The following is a 16482-nucleotide window of genomic DNA, read 5'->3' as shown; positions in this document are numbered from 1 at the left end:
CGTTTGTTGTGTGAGGAACTTAGTCTAAGCGCAAGTCGTCGTAAGGCGTCGACGTTGGCAACTCAACCGCTTTGGCCCACCCCGGAATGCGCAATGAATCACGCTGCAGCTCTAACTCGGACTCTTCGATCATGCCTTCACCAAATCGGTAGCGCACTTGCCAATCGCCCTTACTTACTGAAGATTCATACTGGGCACGCTGCTCACGTGTTTGCTCAAGCTTAGCTTGATAGGCGGTCATGGTTTGCGCATCGTAACGCCTACTCAACATCTGCTCGACCTTAGCTGGATGAACAACAGCTGCGGTCGCATTATTTCCCCCAAAACCCTTGGAGTTAATAAATGCCACATCCCTATCTGGCAGCTCAGTATCGTCTAGAGGAAAATTCAAATTATCTTGATAAACATCATCAGCAATCGCACCACTGGTTTTCAACCCTGGCAACCAGCCGTGTGCAAACTGACCGAGTACGGCCATCATTTGATCGGCGCTCGCCGGCGCAAGTGAGTGGCCCACATAGGCCTTAACCGCAGAAACAGGCCAAGAACTTATACCAAAGTTGCGTGCCATCTTATCCAAGATTCTTGACTCGGTAACCCGATTCTGAGGCGTACTCGAACCATGGGCCTGAATGTAGCTTCTGTCGCGCACACTACTCTCGCCAAGTAAAGCCGCACTGGCTGCCATTGATTTTGCAAGAGTAATATAATTGCCAGGGCCCGGCGCAGATATAGACTTCTTATAACCATCGGCGTTAATAAATACATCGCTTACCGCGCCATAGATTTCGGCACCCAACTCAATCGCCAACTCATCATCCATCAAAACGATATACTGCGCCGACTCAGCCAATGTGAAACCGCAGTTTTCACCGAAAGGACGACTGGCACGACGGTGATCTGCCTGATCGCTGCCATCCAATTTACGCAAGCCCTCATCTGTAGCTAAAGCGCTCATCGCACCATAGCCTTCAAATACCTCTGAAGTTAACGGGGCTTCAGCATTACCCACAAAGACCACTCGACGACGACCCGATTGAATATCTTCAACACCCATTCGCAAGTTGTATAAGAAGGTGGCGCAAGCCCCTGTTACACTGCCGGTAGCACCTAAACTGCCTAAAACATAGGCGTTCACAAAATCGGCTGGCATGGTGTTTAAGCCCAAAGGCAACTGCTTAGAGCTAACCCGCCCACCTTTCATGCGCGATTGCAATAAACCCCCGTAACCATTGTCATCCAGTTGCGCCATGACACTACCGGAATAGACAGCAATTTGATCGGCTGGTAATGCAGCACACAGCGTTTCCCATGCTAGGCCCATATTATTTAAGGCATCAGAAGCGGCCACCACCGACATCTGTAAACCGCGCGGGTGAAAACGCGAAGGGTATAAATTTGCAGGATCAAAGCCTTTAGGTAGCTGCCCCGCAGACTGCACCGGAGCAATGCGAGTGTTCGGAACAAACAACCGGCCCTGCCCCTCCATTCGAACGCTAACTCGGTCATCGGCTAAATCTTGAACCACCCAATTAGGTGGTAAATCGCGGGGCAATTGCTTTCGGCGACACTCAAACTCCATAGCCTTTCCTGCTCGGTCATGGGTATCCAAAGGTGTCATCCAGGCCAAGTTTTCTACATCAAAATGGTTTTGCTCAACTTGCCGAATTAGGGTGCGCGACAAAATATCTTGCCGCTGCTCTGCAGAGAAGCTTTCTGCCAATTCGAGCCCGCACATCGACGCTAAAGAACTCAAGGTGCCATGTTGTAAGGAGCCATCAAGCTTATCAAACACCATTCTTCGATATGCATGATGACCTGAACTGCGACCAGCGGCATTAATTCCGCCCATTGAAACAATGACAGGTAAACGCAGCTTTGACATAGACAACCCCAATTATTTGCAGAGACAACTGAAAGGATTATTTTATGAATCTATGAGCACAAAAATTTTGTGATTTCAGCCAGCACCTTCGGGAAAAGCGCCACCCGCTCCATTTATGAGCTTATTTGGCCAGTATGGCAACAATTAAGACCAGAATAACCATAACCACCCAGGGGCAACTTTAGCCAATATTACAGGCATAGTGGCCATGATTTATTTTCATGCCATTTTCAGAGCATTTAGCCCAGTAATTTGAGTGTTAGGAGTTAACTGTGCCAACCATTACCTTTGTTTTATGTGACCACATGCTAGCGACTGGCACCACCTTGCCTATTGAAATGCTGCGTGCTGCCGAGTCAGCTGCACTGGCACAAAATCGCAAAGCAGAAAGGTTGACTATTCAAACGGCCGCGATCGAAAGAAAGGCGGTTAGTACTCGAGCTGGCTTTTCGTTTCAACCCGACCTCAGCTTACCCGAGGTTGATCAAAGCGATATGATTTACCTGCCCGCACTTTGGCGAAACCCTCGCCCCCTAATGAAAAAGCAGCCCCAGCTGTTAAGTTGGTTACGTCAACACTATGAAAGTGGTGCCACCATTAGCGCAGTGGGAACAGGTTGCTGCCTACTCGCTGAAGCAGGCCTTTTGGACGGTAAGCCAGCCACCACACACTGGCATTATTTTGACCAGTTTCAAAGAGACTACCCTCAGGTACAGCTAAAACGGCAGTACTTTATTACCCAAGCTTCAAACCTTTATTGCGCGGCCAGTGTAAATGCCTTGGCTGATCTGACCGTTCATTTTATTCAACGCTTATATGACCGCCCAACAGCCAACCATGTAGAGCGTCATTTCTCCCACGAAATCAGACGCTCATACGAGGAAAGTGGATTCTTTGAGGGCTGCTCAAACAACCACCCGGATGAAGATATTGTGCAAGCTCAGATTTGGCTGCAAGACAATTACGGCAAAGAAGTAAAACTGAGTGATGTGGCAGAGAAGTTTGATATGAGCGTGCGAACCTTTAATCGCCGCTTTAAAGGCGCTACCGGTAAATCACCGCTGCAATATTTGCAGGAAGTGCGTATCGAAACAGCCAAAGACCTACTTAAAACCAGCAACTTATCAATCAACGAAATTGCATTTCGAGTAGGCTACCAGGATATGGGGCACTTTACGGGTTTATTCAAAAAGCTCTTAGCAACCACACCGAGCGAATATCGTACAACTGTGCGAGCAAAACTTTTCTCAGCCAATCAATAAAGGCTCAGCAATGCTGAGCCCTCGGGCTATTTTTCAAGCAGAGACTTTTTATAATAATTTAAGATGCCTCGAGACGCCGATTTTGCTTGGTAGATAAACACATAAATTTGCCCGTCATCGGCCTCAGTTACATTTCGATTAAAGCGATTTTTTGACACTTCAAAAAACTGCTCCCCTGAACTAACCCGAGCCTCAGCTCGATAGTAGTTTGCCCCCATAAATTCAAAGGGCACTGTGATTAACTTCTGTCCTTTTAATGCCAGGCGCTTATAGAGCGGCTTGCGGCCTGGCTTGCTCTCAATGTCTTGTCTAAGCGAAGCTATTAGTGATTCAGCCTTAGATTTCGCAGCCTGATCTGCGGCACTCAAACCCTTGGGCTCATTTTTTTGCGCGGCAGCTTGATTAGCCATGGTTTGAACGATAGTCGCTTGTTTTTTTTCAGCCTCACGTCGTTCAGCCTCTAGCCTTTGAGCGACTAACTGCTGTGCGCGATTTTGCTCTGCTAGTTCATTGGCTCGCTGATCTTCCAGTGCGGCTTTTTGCTGCTCGACTAAGTTTTTCTGAAGCCGTATTAGTTTTGAATTCTGCGTATTTAATTGAGCACTGAGTGAATTACGCTGTTGCGCCAAACGCTCTTTGCTCAGCAACAATTCTTGATATTTGCCTTGAATTCGCTCTACTCGCTTACTGCGATTCTTAACGCCTCTTTCAGCCATTGCATAAGCATGCTCTGCCTTGCGCATTGCGCGATCAGTATCTTGTGAAGCGTGTGCTTGGTGAGCAGACTTAGTCGCCTGCAGAGAGGATTGAGCAGTCGCGGCATCTCGATTTGACTTCGCTAGATCCTGTTCAGCTGAATCAAGCTTACGGGAGAAGCTTTGCAGTTCGAGCTCGAGCTCTTCTGCAAGTACTTCCATTTGAGGGATGCGTCTTTGAGTCTGCTTTATCGATTGTTTTGTGTCTTTAATTTCTTGCTCAAGAGCCTGAGCAAAAGAAACTGAACAAAAAATACACAAAGATAACAAAATTGCGGCTATAGCTGTGGCATTCATAACATGTCACTGTAATATTTTAAGAGTTAAAAACTGGGGCTTACCCTAACGTCTTAAGTGACAAATTATAATAGGCGAAAGCAGCCAAGCTCTATGGCAAAAACAATCACCCTATGAGACAGGATTCACAAAAAAAGCCTGTACCCCGAAAGATACAAGCTTTTCTCTAAGCCAATGAGGGGGAGACTTACGACTCTAATAAGCCGGTTTTAGAAATTGCGATGCTACGTGGTTTCATCGCCTCGGGTATCTCTCTGCGTAAGTCGATATGTAAAAGACCATTTTCCTTATGGGCATGTTCAACCCTTACATGGTCAGCAAGTTGAAAACGGCGATCGAAATTTCTAGCTGCTATACCTTGATGCAAATAGGTTTTGTCTTCTGCGCCAGTTTCTTTTTTGCCTGAAATAGACAGCTTGTTTTCCTCAACCTCTATACCTAACTCAGCTTCGGAAAAACCGGCCACAGCCATGGTTATTCGATACTGATCCTCTCCTGTTAACTCAATATTGTATGGTGGGTAGCTTGGTTGGTTTTGCTCAGTCGCACTCAAGCTATCTAATATATTGGCCATGCGATCAAAGCCAATGGAGGATCGGTATAGCGGGGTTAAATCAAAATTACGCATAAGAAATATCCTTTAAATAAGCAATATCAATAGTTGCCAGACTTTCAGTCCTAGCATTGAGACAGCGCCGTTGCTGTCTAATCAGTAAGCCCCCATCAGGCGGGCTTACTATCTATATGGGGTTGCAAATTAGGATATCAAGTAAAATAGAAGATAGTTTTCAAAAAGTCTCAAAGTCTCTCTAGGACAGCTGTGCATCCTGTGTAAACACCTATTTCACCCCAAAAGCTACTTAGGACCATTTTCTGATTTACGCTCTGCTAGGTTAAATCTGGGCTTACTATCCCCGTGCGCCTGATTCGTTTTTAGGCTCAAGCCTTCTTGCTGGGCGGGACTTATCTCTTCGAGCACTTTCGACTGCCGCTTCTTCTGCTCTTCCTTTAAGCGAGCAATCTTAACTTCTTGGCGAGCTATATCAGTTCTATTTTTAACGAGCCTGTTGTGAGCATGCTCGAGTAATAGCTTCTCTTGACTGAGCTTGCCTTCAATTCGCTCAACACGTTTTTGACGATTTTTAATACCGCGTTTTGCCATTGCAACCGCATGTTCTGCCAACTTGCGTTGCCTTGCTTGTGATTCACCTGCTGCCACTAGTTGAGCCAACTCTTGCTCTTTATTCTGTAAGCCGATTCTCAAACCCGCTAAATCTTCCCTGGCAGCATTTAACTTACGCTCGAAATCTTGCAGACTATTTTCCCTGTCTTGCACCTGCAAAGCATTATTTTCTGAAAGCTGCTGCAGGCGAGTAAGAATATCTCGTTCTAATGGCAAGTCTGCAGCTTGCAAAACCGAACCCAAGGTCACTAAGGTTAATAAAATAAAAGAATGGATTTTGAATCTCATGAAGTCACCTACATAGCTATGTAGATCTAACGAAACTCAAGAGTGGCTACTCAGTAATATTCATTAGGGCTTGCTTGGTTTTGAGAGCTAGCGCACACTTTTGAATAGGCCACTCCGACAATCACCAACGCCAACCATGATTACGGTAAAAGCGAAACGCCGAGCAAAAGAAAAACCACTGATGTCGTAGTGATTTGGATTTCACTCCGCCACCATCATGTTCAAACGCTATGTCTGGGCTGTAACGTAAAACCCACGCTTGATTTCGTAATCTTTGGCATAAATCAAAGTCTTCGAAATAAAGAAAATATCGATCATCAAAGCCTGCCACCGAACGCAATGCCGAAAGCCTACAAAAGTAAAAGCAGCCACCCGCTAACTCCACATCAAAAACATCTTTAGGGTCTTTATCGGCATATATATATTTTTGCTGCTCCTGCAACCAAAGCGGAAGGCGCAAATACCTCCCCAGCAAAGTCCTTAACCCTGGAAAGCGCTTGGCCACATGAGGTACAGCCTCATAATTATTAGCAATTTGGCCTGTGAGCAAGCCTATCTCGGGGCTGCTCTCCATTTGCCTGAAACATTCAAGCAAACACCCAGGCGATAAATAGACATCAGGATTCAATAATAGATGATAATCATGTGCTAGCGCCTCGGATACAAGGCTCTTGGTATTATTGTCGATGTTTGACTCAACATTCAGTCGACCCAATGCTTGATTATGGGCGTCACCATATCCACGATTAGCTGGGCTTCGAATCAATTCGATTGTTATATTGCTAGGCAGAACTTTATCAGCGAGCAGCTTTATCAAAGACTGGTGATAATCACTACTTACGCTGTTATCCACCCAGTAAAGCGTTAAAGCAGCAGCAGGATGCTCTTTGCAGAGCTCAAGCATGGCACTTTGCAAAGAATCTAACTGCTGCTGCAATACCTCGGTCTTACTAAAATATAGAACAACCGACGCCGTAAGATGCGGAGCTTGCAATGCACTAAACCTTGACGGCTTCAGCCAAATACCAATCGAGCGTTTTAGCTATGCCGGTTTCAAACGTTTCTCGTGGGTGGTAGTTGAGTTCTGCATGACATTTACTTGGATCGATAGCATAACGACGATCGTGTCCGGCGCGATCTTTAACAAAGCTGATTAAATCCTTGGCCTTGCCACCTTTAGCAATTGGTGATTCAGAAAACTTAGTAAGGTAAGTCGGCTCTGCCAAAAGCTTCTTATCGATTAAATCGCAAATTAACTCTACGATATGCAAATTGGCCCACTCGTTTTCACCACCAACGTTATACACCTCACCGTTAAGGCCCTGCTGCAAAATTAGATCAATCGCATAACAATGATCATCGACGTACAACCAGTCTCTAATATTCATACCGTCACCATAAATAGGTAACGCTTCTCCGTGCAAGATATTATGAATAATTAGCGGTATTAGCTTTTCTTTGTCTTGTCTTGGACCGTAGTTATTAGAGCAATTACTAGTGCTCACATTCAACCCAAAGGTATGATGATAAGCTCTAACCAAGTGATCGGATGCGGCTTTACTCGCCGAATATGGAGAATTTGGAGCAAAAGCTGTACTTTCACTAAATGCAGGGTCATCGGCCTCCAAGCTACCATAAACTTCATCTGTCGAGACATGATGAAAACGGTGCTCAGAAACGCCTTTATCTAACCAGTGCAGCTTCGCCAATTTCAGCAGATTATGGGTACCGATAATATTGGTTTCAATAAAAGCATCAGGTCCGCTTATCGATCTGTCAACATGAGACTCCGCTGCAAAATGCACAACATGATCAAAAGGGTGCTTTTCAAATAGAGCTTCTAACAAGGAGTAATCGCAAATATCACCATGGACAAATTCTAGGCCAGCGCTATCTTTGAGATCACTCAGATACTCTTCATGACCTGCATAGGTTAAGGCATCAAGCACAACAATTTTATCTTCTGGATGGTGCTTTGCCCAATAGTGACAAAAATTAGAACCGATAAAACCTGCACCACCGGTTACCAATAAAGTTTTCATATTTTTTACTCAGAAATAATTCAAGCTAGTTAAGCTTTTCTAACATTACCGTTAAGGCCTCACGCCATTGCTGCGGCGTAAGCCCCACTGATTTATAACTTTCACTACAATCCAATACACTGTAGGAAGGGCGTTTTGCGGGAGTCGGATACTCATCACTCCTAATAGCGGTAAGCTGAGGCACATTTTTTAACTTACCCATTGAGCTCGCTAAGTCAAAAACGCTGTGAGCAAAATCATACCAGCTACACACACCTGCATCACTGCAATGCAAAATAATTTGATCGCCAGGGCTTTCCAACAGCTGCCAAATAAATTTGGCAAGATTTCCCGCGTAGCTCGGGCTACCAACTTGATCGGCCACTACGCTAAGCTGCTCACGCTCAGCAGCTAAACGCAACATGGTTTTCACAAAGTTGGAGCCATGCTCACTGTAAACCCATGAGGTACGCACAATCTTGGCGTACGGTGACCTTAGCGCAGCCTGTTCACCTAAATATTTACTTTCACCATAAATACCCAAGGGCTGACACTTTGTCTGGGGTGCATAAGGTATGCCCTGCTGGCCATCAAACACAAAATCTGTGGAAACTTGAATCAAAGGACATTGCTGCTCAATGCTATAATTGGCGAGACTTTCAACCGCGCTGCCATTGATTGCCATTGCAAGGTCAATCTCTGTTTCGGCTTTATCAACGGCCGTGTAAGCTGCCGCATTGATAATCACATCGGGCCTATTTGATGCTAAAAAAGATTCAATAAGCTCGCTATTCGCTAGGTCGAATACAGCGCTACTGGGGCAGAGAAGCTCATGCTTACCATCTATTGCCGCTATTTTTTGCAAATGGTAGCCCAGCTGCCCACTGCCGCCGGTAATCAGTATTTTCATGAAAACTCAAAGTCCAAAGTTAATCTCACACTCAGAATTTGCGACTATCAAAAGTCGGCGCGTCGGGCAGCAAGAATCCATCTTTATCCTTATCTGATAAGCTTGGGGCGCTTATACCGTATTGCGAAAGTGGCCAATCGATAGCTACTGTAGGGTCATCCCAACGCAAAGAGGCTTCGCTTTCGGGGTGGTAGTAGTCTGTACATTTGTAAACAAATTCAGCCATCTCGCTTAGCACTAAAAAGCCATGAGCAAAACCTGGAGGAACCCAGAACAAGTGTTTATTCTCTTCCGATAAAATGGCCGCGGCATATTGCCCAAAGGTTGGCGAATCCTGACGCATATCGACAGCAACATCATATACCTCACCACGAACCACTCGAACCAACTTGCCCTGTGTTTGCTCCATTTGATAATGCAGGCCGCGTAAAACGCCCTTAGCGGAAGAGCTATGGTTGTCTTGCACAAATTGATGGTCTAGCCCCTGCTCTTGAAACCAGCTTTGGCGAAATGTTTCTAGGAAAAAACCACGCTCATCACCAAAAACCTTAGGCTTGAGCAGCAAAACCTCAGGTATATTACATTGTTCTATTTCCATTAGAATACTTGATCCTCTAGCACATCTAATAGGTACTTGCCGTAACCGCTCTTTTCTAAAGGCTTTGCAAGCGCCTTTAGCTGCTCTGCATCGATATACCCCATTCTATAAGCGATCTCTTCAGGGCATGCCACTTTCAAGCCCTGACGCTTTTCAAGAGTTGCAATGAAGTAACCTGCCTCAAGAAGATTATCGTGTGTGCCAGTATCAAGCCATGCCGAGCCGCGACCTAATAACTCTACTGTCAGGCTTCCATCCTCTAAGTAAGCCCGATTTACATCGGTAATTTCTAGCTCGCCACGATCGGATGGCTTAATTGATTTTGCGATCTCGATAACTCGGTTATCGTAAAAATAGAGGCCGGTGACTGCATATTTCGATTTAGGCTCCGATGGTTTTTCTTCGATAGACAGAACTTTGCCCTCTGGGCTAAATTCCACCACGCCATAGGCTCTAGGATCGTCGACATGGTAACCAAAAACGGTCGCTCCACTATGTTGCCCACTGGCTCGCTGCAAAACTTTGTGGAAGTCTTGAGAATAAAATATATTGTCGCCTAGCACTAAGGCGCAATCACTATCACCAATAAACTCTTCACCAATAATAAAAGCTTGCGCTAAGCCATCTGGGCTTTCTTGAACCGCGTATTGAATATTCAAGCCCCACTCTTTGCCATCACCTAACAGCTCTTCATAAGCAGGCAAGTCCCGAGGCGTAGAAATCAGCAAAATATCCCGAATACCTGCCATCATCAAAGTGCTAAGAGGGTAGTAAACCATGGGCTTGTCATAAATTGGCACCATTTGTTTACTGATTGATCGAGTGATTGGATACAGGCGTGTACCCGACCCGCCCGCGAGGATTATCCCCTTACGACCGTTCGGATTTATTGATTCAGTCATTTAATTACATCCCAAATAAACTGCAAAGCCACCTATTTTACTAGGTGGCAGTCAGTAAGAAGGTATAGGGCATTACACGGCCCTATCTATTAATGGCGTGATTTTACAGCAGAGTAGCGCTAATCGCTAAGCAAGCCTTCATTTACTCGGTCGCGAAGCTCTTTACCTGGCTTGAAATGGGGTACATGCTTACCTTCAAGCTCTACCGAATCTCCTGTTTTTGGGTTTCTACCCACACGAGAAGCACGATAGTGCAATGAAAAGCTCCCAAAGCCTCTAATTTCGATGCGCTCACCAGTCGCCAGCATGGTGGATATATATTCCAACATCAATTTTACCGCTAACTCGACATCTTTCTGAGACAGCTGGTCTTGGTGTAGGGCTATTTTGTCGATCAATTCTGATTTGGTCATGGCATACCTTCAGTCAACCTGAAATATCTACCTCAGTGCAACGATAACCTGATAAAACATTAAAAATCAACAAGTTAAGTAAAATTATAGTCGCCTGGGCTGATTTTAGCTCTTAATTAGGCTTATTTAGGGCTTTGACGGGGTGAATTTGGGCTTTTTTAGGGCTTTCAGTAACTTAGCTCGTGTGAGTGGTAGCCAGGATTTGAAAATCAATTTACCGGGTTCCTGGACCGCATACACTAGGTAGGGAGAAGCTTCTCAGGACCGCAAACTGCTGTGTCCATACAAGCTCTCGCCCTCCTCCAAGTCGGGCAAGCCCTGCGAAGCTTCTCCCTACCTAGTGCATGCTGCATTTGTTGATGCCTGGATCTGCGCAAAATCAATCTTGGATAAACCAAGCTCTGACCAATAATTACTTGTGCTCCAAGATATAGAAGAAAGCAACCTAAATAAGATTCTAGGGCACCTCTGAATAATGGCGTTGGTGCCCTAGGATGGGACTAGTGATATGGAGAGGCTAGCGTCTTGGGTGGGCCAACTTTAAGAAACACAGCACAGTCGCATGGATGCGACACCGGAACGGAAAAACACTAGCCCCACCCTAGAGTCTGGCCAGCCTTTCACTTAAAAATCACAGCAGAGCAGCTCGACACGCCATGAATGGAACAAAGGAGCTACACTGACACAACAAAAAGCGAACAGGCACAAAAAAGGCGGGATAAACCCGCCTTTTTCAAGCTTTCGCTAAGAACTCGCAGAGATTACTGCTTGTCTTGGCTAGCCATTTGCGCCTTAATCAGGTCACCAATAGTCGCAGGAGCTACTTGCTCAGTCTGCTTAGCAGAGTGCTCTTTCATAGCACTCTTCTCGTCGTCGAAGTCCTTCGCCTTGATAGATAGGTTGATCGCACGATTCTTACGGTCAACGCTAACAATCTTAGCTTCTACTTCTTCGCCTTCTTTCAGAACGTTACGGGCATCTTCTACCTTGTCACGGCTGATTTCAGAGGCTTTCAGTACAGCTTCAACGTCGTCTGCTAGTACAACAATCGCAGCTTTCGCATCTACTTCTTTAATAGTACCAACAACGATGGCGCCCTTATCGTTCTGAGCAACATAGTCAGAGAACGGGTCAGCATCCAACTGCTTGATACCTAGAGAGATACGCTCACGCTCTGGGTCGATCGCCAAGATAACGGTTTCCAGCTCGTCACCTTTCTTGTAGTTACGAACGGCTTCTTCGCCAGCTTCGTGCCAAGAAATGTCAGACAAGTGAACCAAACCGTCGATGCCACCTTCCAAGCCGATGAAGATACCGAAGTCGGTGATAGACTTGATCTTACCGGTAACTTTGTCGCCCTTGGCGCTAGTACGTGCGAAGGCATCCCATGGGTTTTCTTGACACTGCTTGATACCCAAGGAGATACGACGACGCTCTTCGTCGATGTCTAGAACCATCACTTCCAACTCGTCGCCAACATTAACGACTTTAGATGGGTGAATGTTCTTGTTAGTCCAATCCATTTCAGAAACGTGAACTAGACCTTCAACACCCTCTTCCAACTCGGCGAAACAACCGTAGTCAGTCAAGTTAGTTACCACAGCCTTGATGCGAGCACCTTCTGGGTAACGGTTGGTGATCTGGATCCATGGATCTTCACCCAACTGCTTAAGACCTAGAGATACGCGGTTACGCTCACGGTCGAACTTCAATACTTTAACGTCAATCTCGTCACCAACATTTACGATTTCGCTTGGGTGCTTGATGCGCTTCCAAGCCATGTCAGTGATGTGCAACAAGCCGTCAACGCCACCTAGATCAACGAAAGCACCGTAGTCGGTTAGGTTCTTAACGATACCTTTAACCGCCATACCTTCTTGTAGGTTGGCCAGCAATTCTTCACGCTCAGCAGAGTTGGCGTGCTCAAGAACTGCGCGACGAGAAACAACAACGTTGTTGCGCTTCTGGTCTAGCTTGATAACTTTGAATTCTAACTCTTTGCCTTCTAGGTGAGCTGTTTCGCGAACTGGGCGAACGTCAACCAAAGAACCAGGCAAGAAGGCACGGATGCTGGAAACGTCAACGGTGAAACCACCTTTAACCTTACCATTGATAACACCAGTAACCACTTCGTCGGCTTCATGAGCCGCTTCAAGTACAGTCCAAGCTTCAGCACGCTTGGCTTTTTCGCGAGATAGGCGAGTCTCACCGAAACCGTCTTCAACGCTTTCTAGAGCAACCTGAACTTCATCACCAATGTTTAGTGTTAGCTCACCGCTTTCGTTCAGGAATTGGGCCGCAGGAATCACACCTTCAGATTTCAAACCAGCGTGAACGGTAACCCAATCTTTGTCTACGTCGATAACAACACCGGTTACGATCGAACCGGGAACCATATCAACGGACTTTAAACTTTCTTCAAATAATTCTGCAAAGCTTTCGCTCATTACAATACCTATAGATAAAGGTGGTTACGGCTTTATTAAGACGGTGCCTGTAAACCACTCTGCCACACGGCCAGTCGCATGGGTCTGTTAATGAAATTGGAGGTAAACATGGCTGGCATTACCCCCACCGCAATACACCAAATACACTTGGCAGGAAATTGCGAGGGGCGGAGACTACCAGAAAGCCAAAAGAAATTCAACGAAAAGCCAGTTATGGCGGGGGGTTAACTCAAAAAAAGTGCCAATTTAGCGCGTAAGGGGCAGAACTGAAAATTACGGATTCACCACACGGCCCAATTCAGCCGCCTTCGGCTTAATATTGCGACGTCCTTTTCCCCAAGATTTACAGGTTGGGCACAGCCAATAAAGCTGCTGGGAGCTATAGCCGCAGCTTGAGCATATGTGCGGCATCTGGGACTCTTTCTGGGCAATAACATACCCTTGAAATAGCGGCCGCAGTGTCGCAATCTCTTGCTCTTGATCAGCTAGGATCTCAAGCAGGGCCGCAGAGGAGGCCGAAGCTTCAAACATATCCTGCAAATAACAACGGGCCTGCTCCTTATCCAAAGCCAGCATACCTTGATAAACCACAGGCAATAGCTGCTCCACACCGTAATTCACGCTCAACTCGCGCAGCTCCAGCAGTATGGTTTCGCTATATCCACACTGCTGATATACCTGCACCAGTAAATCTGCCATCGGCTCCCACAGATCAGAACCTGACAAAATAAGCTTTTTCAGCCTCTTATGTGCGCTTACATAATCACCCTGCAGCAACTGCAACTTGGCTTGCAGCAGTTGAGCACGCTGGCAACGCTTATCGAAGGCCAATGCTGCCCTAAGCTGACGCTGAGCCTCCTGGTAAGCGCCTCTCGCTATGGACTGTTCAGCCATTTCGCAGCTGAAGTGGCTCTGCTGCAAGGCCCAATCTTCTGTTGCTCGGCCAAACCGGCGCTCAGCATGGCGATTGATAACCTCGATGGCTTTTTGCCACTCCTTTTCCTCACGATAAAGCGCCACTAAATGTTCCAATGCTTGAGCGCGGATCCTTGGATCATGAGCCTTTAGTGAGTCCTTGAGCAAAGCTTCAGCCCGATCAAGTAGGCCCGCCACCACGTAGTTCACGGCCAGCTCAAGCTGCACCAAATCAACATCATCAGCCTCTAAATATGGTGAGGCTAGTAAACTTTGATGAGTTCTGATGGCCGAGGAAATTTCGCCGTTTTTGCGCAACATGCGCCCGAGAGAAAGGTGGGTTTGAAGAGTTTGGCGACTGACCGGCAAGGCATCAATAAACGCCTCTGCAGCAGCATCACCTTCTTCATTTAAAAGATAATTCAAGCCAGAAATGTACTGCTGCGCCTTGCTATCAAAGATCAAGTGGCGATCTTGTCGGCGCTGGCGCGAACGGCGACGCTGCACACGTCGCCCAATGTAGTATGCCGCCAATAATAAAATCAGCAGCAGAGGCAGAATCCAGAAATCCATTATCGTTTTTGTATCAACCCTTGATATTTAATCGCCGAAAGTGCGATATAAATCTAGAATTTTGGTCAACACTTCCTCAATTGTCATGTGACTGCTATCGATATGAACAGCATCGGCTGCAGCCGCCAAGGGCGAGCTGCTGCGTTCGCTATCTTGTTTATCACGTGCCTCAATATCGCTTAATATTTGCTGATAATCGTATTCTTGCTCAGCGTTTGCTAACTGTAACTGCTTCATACGACGATTGGCACGCTCTTCAGCACTCGCCGTCAAGAAAACTTTTAGGGGGGCCTCGGGGAATACAGTACTTCCCATATCTCGACCATCAGCAACCAAACCCGGCGCCTCGGCAAAATCACGCTGGCGCTGTAACAAAGCATCTCTAACAGCAGGAACCGCCGCCACCCGAGAAGCATCCATTCCGGCCTGCTCCGTACGAATAGCCTTACTAACATCTTGGCCAGATAAGTAAATTGTCACCCCATGCTCTGTCGAGCGAAACTCAACATCTAGTGTCCTGGCCACCTCACCGAGAGCAGCATGATCGTCAAAATCACAAGCTAACAGACGCGCCGCCAAACCCGTTAGACGATAGAGTGCACCACTATCGAGCAGAGCAAAACCTAAACGCAGAGCTAAGCTTGCCGAAACCGTGCCTTTGCCAGCCCCACTAGGGCCATCAATGGTAATAATAAAAGCTGACTGCTGAACCATAACCGAATCTAGCCCGCCGCCAAAATGTCTTGAACAATGGCGGAGCATGCTTCGGCAGGTGCCTCTGCTTGGGTGATTGGCCGTCCAATCACCAAATAACTGCTGCCCCACGCTAAGGCTTGCGCCGGTGTGACTATTCTTCGCTGATCATTAGCAGCACTGCCGACCGGCCGTATACCCGGAGTTACCAGGCAAAAATCATTTCCTGACTGTTCACGCAGTGACTGAGCCTCTTGAGCAGAGCAAACCACGCCATCCATACCGGATTGCTGCGCCAACTTCGCTAGCTTTAACACCTGCTGCTGAGGCGAAGAGTCGATACCCAAGCCCTGCAAATCTTGCGCATCCATACTAGTTAATACGGTGACAGCAATCAGCAAGGGAGGTTTAGAGTATTTTTCTAACTCATTGCGCGCAGCTTCCATCATACGCTGACCACCACTGGCGTGAACATTCACCATCCAAACACCCAACTCAGCGGCCGCCTTCACAGCTTTGGCACAGGTATTAGGGATATCATGAAACTTAAGATCCAGAAATACATCAAAATCGCGCTTCATTAATTGCTCGACCACTGCGGGACCAGAGCTGGTAAACAGCTCTTTACCGACTTTCAGTCGACATTCAGAAGGATTCAAGCGATCAGCCAATGCAATAGCATCAGCAGCGTTATCATAGTCTAGTGCGACAACGATTGGAGATTGACTCATAGCGTCTTCAGGCTCTATACGGAAAAATTGCGGCGCTGATTTTAGCAGCTTTCCCAGCAGAGTTTTAGCCCGTTGCCGCGCAAAGCTTTTTATTAAGCAGCATTACTCTTGGAAAGGTGGCGGCTGTACGCTTCTGATAACCCTCACTTTTGAGCTTAGCCAGTACACGCTGCAAATGCAGCTTTGCTTCATTTGAGCTATTAAATGGCCCCAAACTCTCTACCACAAAGCCGTCTTTTTTAACGTGCCCATAGGGGCTGTAGGCAGCCTCAAAACCTGGCTGATACATACGCACACCAGAGCTTCGAAAAACCTTTCCTACTTGAGGGTCTACACCATAATCTAAGTAAGAGTAGTATTTACACTTAGCCACTGCAGGCAAAGCAAACATCAAACTTGCCGAAATTGCAGCGGCTTTTGTACCCGCTAACAACACAGGCTTTACACCCAACTGAAACATACTACTTGATACCTCTAAACCTGCCTAAGCCCTTTGTTCCACTTGCCTATATTCAGCGATTGCAACTTAACCAAGGGTGAATCAAACATCTTAGCTTAGCCAGCAAGTGTCACTGCCTAAGACAAAGATAAAATGTAAAGGAAAGACTC

The 16482-nt window shown here is 46.6% G+C and carries 16 protein-coding genes; 1 reads left to right on the top strand and 15 read right to left on the bottom strand.

Translation table 11 applies throughout. The features are described 5' to 3' along the window. Window positions 1-19: 19 nt before the first annotated feature. Complete coding sequence (locus Q1A41_RS02790) at window positions 20-1885, bottom strand: beta-ketoacyl synthase (RefSeq protein ID WP_299974411.1); 1866 nt, start codon at window positions 1883-1885, stop codon at window positions 20-22. 272 nt (window positions 1886-2157) lie between these two features. Here Q1A41_RS02790 and Q1A41_RS02785 point away from each other — a divergent pair, with 272 nt between their 5' ends. Beyond that, window positions 2158-3147, top strand: a complete 990-nt coding sequence (locus tag Q1A41_RS02785) for a helix-turn-helix domain-containing protein (protein ID WP_299974408.1) — start codon at window positions 2158-2160, stop codon at window positions 3145-3147. Window positions 3148-3173: 26 nt separating this feature from the next. On the opposite strand, the gene Q1A41_RS02780 is transcribed toward Q1A41_RS02785, so the two are convergent. The 14 genes from Q1A41_RS02780 to Q1A41_RS02715 form a co-directional block, all read right to left on the bottom strand. Next, entirely contained in the window at window positions 3174-4199 is a 1026-nt protein-coding gene (locus tag Q1A41_RS02780; RefSeq protein WP_299974405.1) for a hypothetical protein, read from the bottom strand. A 187-nt stretch (window positions 4200-4386) separates the two neighbouring features. Further along, window positions 4387-4827 (bottom strand): Hsp20 family protein, encoded by a 441-nt coding sequence (locus Q1A41_RS02775; protein WP_299974402.1) that lies wholly within the window; start codon window positions 4825-4827, stop codon window positions 4387-4389. Window positions 4828-5055: 228 nt separating this feature from the next. Then, a complete protein-coding gene (locus Q1A41_RS02770; RefSeq protein WP_299974399.1) occupies window positions 5056-5670 on the bottom strand; it encodes a hypothetical protein in 615 nt (204 codons plus the stop codon). 121 nt (window positions 5671-5791) lie between these two features. Further along, window positions 5792-6664 (bottom strand): glycosyltransferase family 2 protein, encoded by an 873-nt coding sequence (locus Q1A41_RS02765; RefSeq protein ID WP_299974396.1) that lies wholly within the window; start codon window positions 6662-6664, stop codon window positions 5792-5794. 4 nt (window positions 6665-6668) lie between these two features. Further along, window positions 6669-7712, bottom strand: a complete 1044-nt coding sequence (gene rfbB, locus Q1A41_RS02760; RefSeq protein ID WP_299974393.1) for a dTDP-glucose 4,6-dehydratase — start codon at window positions 7710-7712, stop codon at window positions 6669-6671. A 25-nt stretch (window positions 7713-7737) separates the two neighbouring features. After that, window positions 7738-8601, bottom strand: a complete 864-nt coding sequence (gene rfbD, locus Q1A41_RS02755) for a dTDP-4-dehydrorhamnose reductase (protein ID WP_299974390.1) — start codon at window positions 8599-8601, stop codon at window positions 7738-7740. Window positions 8602-8632: 31 nt separating this feature from the next. Further along, window positions 8633-9199: a dTDP-4-dehydrorhamnose 3,5-epimerase gene (gene rfbC, locus Q1A41_RS02750; protein ID WP_299974387.1), complete on the bottom strand. Its 567-nt coding sequence runs from the start codon at window positions 9197-9199 to the stop codon at window positions 8633-8635. Beyond that, window positions 9199-10101, bottom strand: a complete 903-nt coding sequence (rfbA, locus tag Q1A41_RS02745) for a glucose-1-phosphate thymidylyltransferase RfbA (RefSeq protein ID WP_299974384.1) — start codon at window positions 10099-10101, stop codon at window positions 9199-9201. The genes rfbC and rfbA overlap by 1 nt, the downstream gene beginning before the upstream one ends. Window positions 10102-10220: 119 nt before the next feature. Further along, window positions 10221-10514, bottom strand: a complete 294-nt coding sequence (gene ihfB, locus Q1A41_RS02740) for an integration host factor subunit beta (protein ID WP_299974381.1) — start codon at window positions 10512-10514, stop codon at window positions 10221-10223. A gap of 761 nt (window positions 10515-11275) precedes the next feature. Beyond that, the gene (gene rpsA, locus Q1A41_RS02735) at window positions 11276-12961 is read right to left on the bottom strand and encodes a 30S ribosomal protein S1 (RefSeq protein WP_299974378.1); all 1686 of its coding nucleotides are present in this window, start codon (window positions 12959-12961) and stop codon (window positions 11276-11278) included. Between the two features lie 273 nt (window positions 12962-13234). Further along, window positions 13235-14449, bottom strand: coding sequence for a hypothetical protein (locus Q1A41_RS02730; protein ID WP_299974374.1), 1215 nt, complete (start codon window positions 14447-14449; stop codon window positions 13235-13237). 27 nt (window positions 14450-14476) lie between these two features. Further along, window positions 14477-15163, bottom strand: a complete 687-nt coding sequence (gene cmk, locus Q1A41_RS02725; RefSeq protein ID WP_299974371.1) for a (d)CMP kinase — start codon at window positions 15161-15163, stop codon at window positions 14477-14479. Between the two features lie 8 nt (window positions 15164-15171). Then, window positions 15172-15873 carry an orotidine-5'-phosphate decarboxylase gene (pyrF, locus tag Q1A41_RS02720; RefSeq protein ID WP_299974368.1) on the bottom strand — a complete coding sequence of 234 codons (702 nt, stop codon included), beginning with the start codon at window positions 15871-15873 and terminating at the stop codon, window positions 15172-15174. A 64-nt stretch (window positions 15874-15937) separates the two neighbouring features. Next, window positions 15938-16333 carry a hypothetical protein gene (locus Q1A41_RS02715; RefSeq protein WP_299974365.1) on the bottom strand — a complete coding sequence of 132 codons (396 nt, stop codon included), beginning with the start codon at window positions 16331-16333 and terminating at the stop codon, window positions 15938-15940. Window positions 16334-16482: the final 149 nt, after the last annotated feature.

The organism is uncultured Pseudoteredinibacter sp. (genome assembly GCF_947502065.1).
In the GTDB taxonomy this organism is placed as follows: domain Bacteria; phylum Pseudomonadota; class Gammaproteobacteria; order Pseudomonadales; family Cellvibrionaceae; genus Pseudoteredinibacter.
Note: the sequence above shows the minus strand (reverse complement) of the source record. Positions and strands in the feature narration are given on the sequence as shown.

What these genes read in the sequence shown, in the direction of transcription:
- rpsA (WP_299974378.1), bottom strand. Translation starts at nt 12,961, where the DNA reads ATGAGCGAAAGCTTTGCAGAATTATTTGAAGAAAGTTTAAAGTCCGTT.
- ihfB (WP_299974381.1), bottom strand. Translation starts at nt 10,514, where the DNA reads ATGACCAAATCAGAATTGATCGACAAAATAGCCCTACACCAAGACCAG.
- Q1A41_RS02730 (WP_299974374.1), bottom strand. Translation starts at nt 14,449, where the DNA reads ATGGATTTCTGGATTCTGCCTCTGCTGCTGATTTTATTATTGGCGGCA.
- Q1A41_RS02715 (WP_299974365.1), bottom strand. Translation starts at nt 16,333, where the DNA reads ATGTTTCAGTTGGGTGTAAAGCCTGTGTTGTTAGCGGGTACAAAAGCC.
- rfbC (WP_299974387.1), bottom strand. Translation starts at nt 9,199, where the DNA reads ATGGAAATAGAACAATGTAATATACCTGAGGTTTTGCTGCTCAAGCCT.
- pyrF (WP_299974368.1), bottom strand. Translation starts at nt 15,873, where the DNA reads ATGAGTCAATCTCCAATCGTTGTCGCACTAGACTATGATAACGCTGCT.
- Q1A41_RS02775 (WP_299974402.1), bottom strand. Translation starts at nt 4,827, where the DNA reads ATGCGTAATTTTGATTTAACCCCGCTATACCGATCCTCCATTGGCTTT.
- rfbD (WP_299974390.1), bottom strand. Translation starts at nt 8,601, where the DNA reads ATGAAAATACTGATTACCGGCGGCAGTGGGCAGCTGGGCTACCATTTG.
- cmk (WP_299974371.1), bottom strand. Translation starts at nt 15,163, where the DNA reads ATGGTTCAGCAGTCAGCTTTTATTATTACCATTGATGGCCCTAGTGGG.
- Q1A41_RS02790 (WP_299974411.1), bottom strand. Translation starts at nt 1,885, where the DNA reads ATGTCAAAGCTGCGTTTACCTGTCATTGTTTCAATGGGCGGAATTAAT.
- rfbA (WP_299974384.1), bottom strand. Translation starts at nt 10,101, where the DNA reads ATGACTGAATCAATAAATCCGAACGGTCGTAAGGGGATAATCCTCGCG.
- rfbB (WP_299974393.1), bottom strand. Translation starts at nt 7,712, where the DNA reads ATGAAAACTTTATTGGTAACCGGTGGTGCAGGTTTTATCGGTTCTAAT.
- Q1A41_RS02770 (WP_299974399.1), bottom strand. Translation starts at nt 5,670, where the DNA reads ATGAGATTCAAAATCCATTCTTTTATTTTATTAACCTTAGTGACCTTG.
- Q1A41_RS02780 (WP_299974405.1), bottom strand. Translation starts at nt 4,199, where the DNA reads ATGAATGCCACAGCTATAGCCGCAATTTTGTTATCTTTGTGTATTTTT.